Source organism: Streptomyces canus 299MFChir4.1, assembly GCF_000383615.1.
GTDB classification, from domain to species: domain Bacteria; phylum Actinomycetota; class Actinomycetes; order Streptomycetales; family Streptomycetaceae; genus Streptomyces; species Streptomyces canus_C.
In genome coordinates this window covers 22,244-28,340 of record NZ_KB911642.1, presented here as the reverse complement: position 1 = coordinate 28,340, position 6,097 = coordinate 22,244, and the positions used below count along the sequence as shown (strand labels likewise).

6 protein-coding genes are annotated in these 6,097 nt (G+C 69.4%); all 6 read left to right on the top strand.

Annotated elements, in window-relative coordinates:
* Positions 1-703: 703 nt before the first annotated feature.
* The 6 genes from H293_RS0146285 (at position 704) to H293_RS58870 (ending at position 6,061) form a co-directional block, all read left to right on the top strand.
* Positions 704-1,267, top strand: a complete 564-nt coding sequence (locus tag H293_RS0146285) for a hypothetical protein (protein WP_020124564.1) — start codon at positions 704-706, stop codon at positions 1,265-1,267.
* Between the two features lie 71 nt (positions 1,268-1,338).
* Positions 1,339-1,623, top strand: a complete 285-nt coding sequence (locus tag H293_RS58880) for a hypothetical protein (RefSeq protein ID WP_158694572.1) — start codon at positions 1,339-1,341, stop codon at positions 1,621-1,623.
* Between the two features lie 119 nt (positions 1,624-1,742).
* Positions 1,743-2,381 carry a hypothetical protein gene (locus tag H293_RS54140; protein ID WP_020124562.1) on the top strand — a complete coding sequence of 213 codons (639 nt, stop codon included), beginning with the start codon at positions 1,743-1,745 and terminating at the stop codon, positions 2,379-2,381.
* Positions 2,382-2,697: 316 nt separating this feature from the next.
* Entirely contained in the window at positions 2,698-5,181 is a 2,484-nt protein-coding gene (locus H293_RS0146270; RefSeq protein ID WP_158694571.1) for a hypothetical protein, read from the top strand.
* A 74-nt stretch (positions 5,182-5,255) separates the two neighbouring features.
* Complete coding sequence (locus H293_RS59580) at positions 5,256-5,897, top strand: LPD29 domain-containing protein (RefSeq protein ID WP_199790285.1); 642 nt, start codon at positions 5,256-5,258, stop codon at positions 5,895-5,897.
* Positions 5,891-6,061: a hypothetical protein gene (locus H293_RS58870; RefSeq protein ID WP_158694570.1), complete on the top strand. Its 171-nt coding sequence runs from the start codon at positions 5,891-5,893 to the stop codon at positions 6,059-6,061. The genes H293_RS59580 and H293_RS58870 overlap by 7 nt, the downstream gene beginning before the upstream one ends.
* Positions 6,062-6,097 lie beyond the last annotated feature (36 nt).

Here is a 6,097-nt window from a genome sequence, read left to right as displayed (position 1 = left end):
TCCGCAAGGAAGTTGACGGATAGTCACTCCGTGACTATCCGTGGGAATTGCTCCGCAATTCCTAAAGAATTCGCTCCGCGAATTCCTGAAAAGCGCGGCTAAGTGGGTGAGGCGGGGCGTGGCCAGTCCGAAGGACTCAGGCTCTCAGAAAGCCCCGCCATGCCATGGGATACCGAATCCCTCGAATCCTCTTCCCGAAATTCTGAACTGAGCTCCATTCCCGTCACCCAATGGCCACAGCCCACGCCGAGCATGGACGGCTTCAGCTCCACGCCCCGCCAGCAACCCCACCTCATCAGGCCCCACGTCCGGCCGCTCAGCCACCACACGGCGCGGCGGCGCCAGCCGACGCGCAACAGACATCAGGCCGCCCCCGATCCCCGAAGCCGCCGCCTCCACCCGCCCCCGCCCCCATTCCTCACTCATCCTTCAACCGGCGCGGGATAAGTGGCAGCAGAGGGGATGTCAGACCCCCGACCATGCGCGGAACCACTTGTTGACCTGGGAATACGTGGGCTCTTCCCGAAAGGCTCGCGCAAGAGATGTCGCAAGAGAAGGCGCAGGAGTAGCCGCAAGGGATGTCGCAAGAGATGCCGCAAGGTTCGGCGTTTCGGGTGCCTCCTCAAGAGGTAGAGTGTATTATTGATTTCGCAAGTCAGGCGGCAACCTGACTCGGTCTCAATCACCAACCCGAGGAGCTACCTTGGACACCGAATTCGTTGAGGCGACAAGCCGCCTCACGATCTACATTGCCGGAGAGCACGAGACCGATGCATCCATCGGTCTGACGCTCATTCCCCTACTCAAGATCCCGACAGCCATCATCGAATTCCGGCACCCTACCGGTGCGCGCGTTTGGTGGGAAGGCTGGTGCGAGGCGGCCGAAATGCTCAACAGGATTTTTCCCGAGCAGATCGACGCTGGCGAATTGCGTGAGCCTGAACTCACCATCAATTCGTTTGTGATCCTGGATGACGCGCCCCGGCGCGCCAAGATCCGGGCCCGCAGCGCGGCAGTGAGCCCCGACGGAATCGGCGCACTGTCGGTCACCGTCGGAGGTCTGACGATCGCGTGTGCGTCGCGCGCGGCTGTCGAGTGCCAGGTGCGCGGGTGGCGCGAGGCGTACGACATGTTCGCTCGCGACGGAGGGTTCGGACTGCCGTCCGCCGACGAGGTGGCCGCGCGCGTGCGGGCCGATCACGCCCGCCACGGAGTCAATGAGCTGGCGACGGCCGCCGAGGAGCAGCGGGCAGGCCGGACGCGATGACTCACCCGGGGTGGGGCGGTCGCCGGTCGCCCCACCCTCCCGGTATCGCAGCCATCAGAGAAGGGGACAGCATGACAAGCACAGGATCGATCGCCCGGGGGCAGCGGGTGCGCGTTGAGCGCCGCCCCGCCCGGAGTCTGGCCGCCCACGCGCGCCCCAGGACCGCGCTCCGGCCCGCCCCGTGGCCCGAGGTGTGGGAAGGCATGGTTCTGCAAGTGACCTACGCAGACGACGAGTTGACCGACGTCGAGATCTACGGCAAGTGCCAGAACACCAACGAGACCAAGCGCGTCGGATTCAGCCTCGCCCGCAACCCGTTCTTCCGTACGACGGTGACGCCGGTTGAGTCTCCGTAACTAGGCCAGCCCGGGGGGTGATTGCGGGTTGAGATCACCCCCCGGTAGAGCGTATTATTGATTCTGCGCGTGAGCGGCAACTCACCCGCCGCCAACTGGACCAACCCAAGGCAGGGGACATGAGCGAGTATCAGGACCACGTCCGGCAGACCCTTGACGGAATGCACCCGAACCCGGGCGACGACCTCAGCATGGATCAGATGCGCTGGGCCGCCGCGCCCGCCAGCAACGCCGTACCGGACGAAGCGACCACAGCCGCCGTCGCCGAGGCGCACGCGCTCCTCGACCACGCGACCGACGCGTATCTCGCCCTCGTGGATCTCCTCGAAGACGGAAACCACCGCGTAGTGGCAACGGCCAGCACCCCGCAGGGCGTGTTGACCGAGTGCCAGGAACTCACCGTGATAGGTGACGCGGTCGTCCTCGACGAGGCGGAAGCCCTGCGCGTAACCGTCACCGTCGCGGCCGCCATGGTCGCGTGCTCAACCGGCAGCGTGGTCGTGCGCACCTCCGCCCCCAACGGGGTGGAATCGGCGCGCGGCTGGGCCGTCCGGCACGGGTGGCTGCGCCCGCTCCGCGCGCCCGAGATCCGGCAGGCGTACACCGTCGACACCGAAACCGGCGCACCGCTGGCCCCGCCTCCGGGCCTTGAGTTCCGCCAGGCCGAACGTGTGCCCCGCCGCGAGGCGGACGGGAGCAACGAGAACGCCAGCCGCACCGCGCCCCCGGACAACCGGCCGCCGAACCGCCGCAACTGAGCACCACCCCGACGGGGCCGGTCGCCCGACCGGCCCCGTCGGGAACCCCCCTGCCTCCCCTGCCCCGCCCTCCCGGTGTGAGCGGCAACTCACCCGGCACCAACCCGACCAGGAGAGCCCCAACATGACCGCGACCACGCGCCCTGCCGGCAGCTCGCGCACCCCCGTCCAGGAGCCGGCCCCGGCGTCTGCCGAAGTGCCGGCGCCCACCGCCCCGACCGCCGATCTGCCCCGCAACCTGGCCCACCTCACCGCCCGCGCGGAAACGGCTGGATGGACAGCCGCCGTCGAAACACAGTCCGGACACTGCGCCCTGGTGCTCACCGCCCGCCAGGAGGCCCGGGAAACCGTCCTGCGGTGCGTGTGGCGGCTCACCGCCCGGGGCTACCGGTGGGACGGCGCCACCCTGACCCGCTACGGCCAGCAGGCCGCCGAGGGCATCGCATGGCGTGCCGTCGCGGACCTGGTGACCGCCGAGACGCCCACCGCCCACACACAGCCGACCGCGCAGCCCAAGAAGGCGGACGCTCCGGCCGAGACCGCGGCGAAGGCTTCGGCCCCCCGGAAGCGTGCCCGTAAGGCGCCGTCCGTAGCGGAAGTCGAGCGCGCGCGCAGGGCAGCGGAGGAGTGGCCGGAAGCGCTGCAAGCGCGGTCGCTGGACGACCGTTACGAGGGGACGTTCCGGCGATCCGACCTGCTGTCGGAACTGTCCGTGTGCGGTGAGCGGTTCCCCTTCCGTTTCCATTTCGAGTCGGGCGGCGGACACACCGTGACCCTTTCGACGGGGGACGTGCGCGGTACGTGGGGTGAGGTCACGGGGGCCGCTATCGCGTACGTGATCGCGGAGCGTCCAACGGCGGTGCTGCGCGCGACGGCCGAGACGGCGCGCGTGTACGGCATCCATGCGGAGCGTGCGGCGGAGAAGGCGGAGGAGAACGCGCAGACGGCCGTGTCGGTCGGCATGGCGCGCGCTGCCCTGGACACGGTCCGTGCGTTCGCTCAGCGCATCGATTGGGACAGGCTGACGGGTGAGCAGTACGACAGCACCCGGGATGCGGTCCGTGAGGCCGAGCAGTGCGCAGAGGGCGCAGAGTCCGCGTATGGGCGCGGCGACGTCGACACGGCCCGTTGGGAAGCTCGTGACGCTCTCTCGGTCGTGCGTTGGTTCGGGCTTGACGTGCCGTCGGCTCAAGAGTGCGTGGAGCGTGCGCCGGAACCGCGCGCGGTTGCTGGGCGGGTGCGGCCGGAAGCGTCGGCGTTCCTCCTGCGCATCACGCGCCCGGGGTGGGAGGGACCTGCCGAAACGGCCGAGGTTCCGGCCGGTGACGCTCCGGCCAGCAGCGGCGTGACACCGGACGTTCCGGCGAAGGAGAACGAGGTCAGGAAGACCCGGGCGGTGCTGCCCGACGTCGTGTCGGACCCCGGCGGGTTGGACGGATGGGAGACCGACGGGGGCGCGGTTGAGGTACTGCCGGTGATCTGCCACGGCAACGGGGGTGGGGTGTTCCCGGTGGCGTTCCGTGGCCCATATGAGGGCACGGTGCGGGTGTCGCGGGCGTGGCTGACGGAGCGTGCGCGCCGTGAGCTGACCGTGGCGCGTGAGCGGCTGACGGTGGCGGAGGAGCACGCGGAGACGTGCGCGGCGTGGCGGCGGGATGCGTACGACCTTCACCAGGAAGTACGCCGGTCGGCTGGTGTGCTGGGTGAGCGGGTGGTGGTGCACTACGAGACGTCCGGCGGTTGGTCGGAGCGTGCCCGTGACGCCTCGTTGGCGGCGGACATTCGGCGGATGCATGCGCGGGATGCGGTCCGGCGTCGTGAGCGTGAGCTGTCCGGCCTGGAAGCGGAGGCGGCGGAACCGGGGCGCCGGTCGAAGTCCGCGCGTGCGTACCTGGCGCGTGCCGTGTCTGGGGATGTTCCGGCCGGCCGCGGGGCGTGGGTGTCCGCCGACGGCGGTACGGCGGTGATGTTCGAGCTTCCCGCAGACATCGACGTGAACCCGGACATGAGGCACGGGGAAGCGAGCGAGCAGCGTCGGGCATTCGTTGACCTGTTGGCCGATGCCGTGGCCGCGCGGGATGAAGGCCGCCCGCTGATCGGCCGTGACCTCCCGTCGAAGAAGACGCACGGACGTACGGCCGGTGTCGAGAAGGGCCAGGCATCCGCCTCGGTCAAGGGTCTGGACGTCAAGCCATGGAAAGCTCCGAGGGTTCCGGCGGAAGGCTCGCCGCTGGACACCGAGACGCTCGCCACGTGGGACACAGTGGGCGATGTAGTGGCGGAGAGTGAGGCGGCGCCCGGGGTATGGCTGCCCATGGCTGCCGTGTCGTTTGCGGAAACGGCCATGGCCAACGGCTGGACGGTGGCCATGCAGCGCAGCACTGACGGGGGCATAGTCGCGGTGCGCGTCGCCGGTGTCGCGGTTAAGAACGGTGAACCGCTCGCCTATGAGTTGCTCGCGGTGTGGGACGGCGGAGTGTTCCGTGAGGACCGTTCGGCGGTGTGGGTTACCGGTCGTCGGGTGACGCGCAAGCGCACCCCGTTATGGTCGGCGCCGGTCCGGGTGGGCCGGTCGGGCAAGCACCAAGATCCGTCGATGCTGGCGACCGTGCAGCATGCGGCGGAGCCGGGCACGCTCGCAAGGGTCGCGCTGGGCAGCTCAGCGCCTGCCCCCGAGGGTGTGAGCGACCCCGGCTGCATGGACGGGTGGGAGGGCGAGGGCGGAGCGCTCGGAGGCCGCCGCCAACGCACAGCTTCAGTGATGACTGATACGGCAGAAGCGTTGAACCCCTCCCCGTAAGAGCGTATTATTGATTTTACGGGTGAGCGGCAACTCACCGGCCGCCAACTCGACTCGCACCAGAAGGACAGGGCATGGACTACATCGAGACCAAGCACGTGGCCGCCGAACTCAGGAACCGCCTCAAGGCCGAGTTCCCCGGCGTGAAGTTCAGCGTGCGCAAGGGCACCGGCACCGCCTCCGCGTGGATCTCCGTCCACTGGACCGACGGCCCCTCCGCGGCCGACGTCGACGAGCTCACCCGCCCGATGCAGGGCGCGCAGTTCAACGGCCAGGAGGACCGCTACGAGTCCACCGGCAACACGGTCACCGTCACGGTCAACGGCCGGAAGGTGACCGGCAAGCCGCTGGTCGACGGCATCAACACTCACCAGGCCATCTCAGACGACGCCCTGAAGGCCGCCGCCGCCCTGTGGTCCAAAGCCCACGACGGCACCGAGCCGCCCGCAGACGGCATGCTCGGCGCCTGCGTCATCAACAGCCACGTCATCCAGGAGAACTGGGCCCCGCAGCAGATGTGGAGATCGCCCATGACGTGGTCCTCCCTCAGCGCTGGGCCGCCGCCAAGGAGCAGGCCGCCGCCAAGGCTGCCCGTCCGGCGCACGCCCAGGAGAAGGGCGAGGAGGGCACGGAGGGACTCACCCTCAAGCACACGGACGAGGACGGGACGACGGTCACCGGTACGCATCTGGGCGACGGCGCCGCCGAGGTGCTGAAGTCTCACGGCTTCAAGTGGCACCGCAAGAACCAGTACTGGTACGCCCCTGGCACCCGTCACGGCGAGGCGGACACCGGGTTCATGGCCGCCGTCGTCGCCGACCTGCGCGCCGCCGACCTCACGGTCACCACAGCGCAGCCCGAGGCGACCCCCAGCGCCTGAACCGACCACCCGACCGGCCGGGCGCCCGAGGGGCGC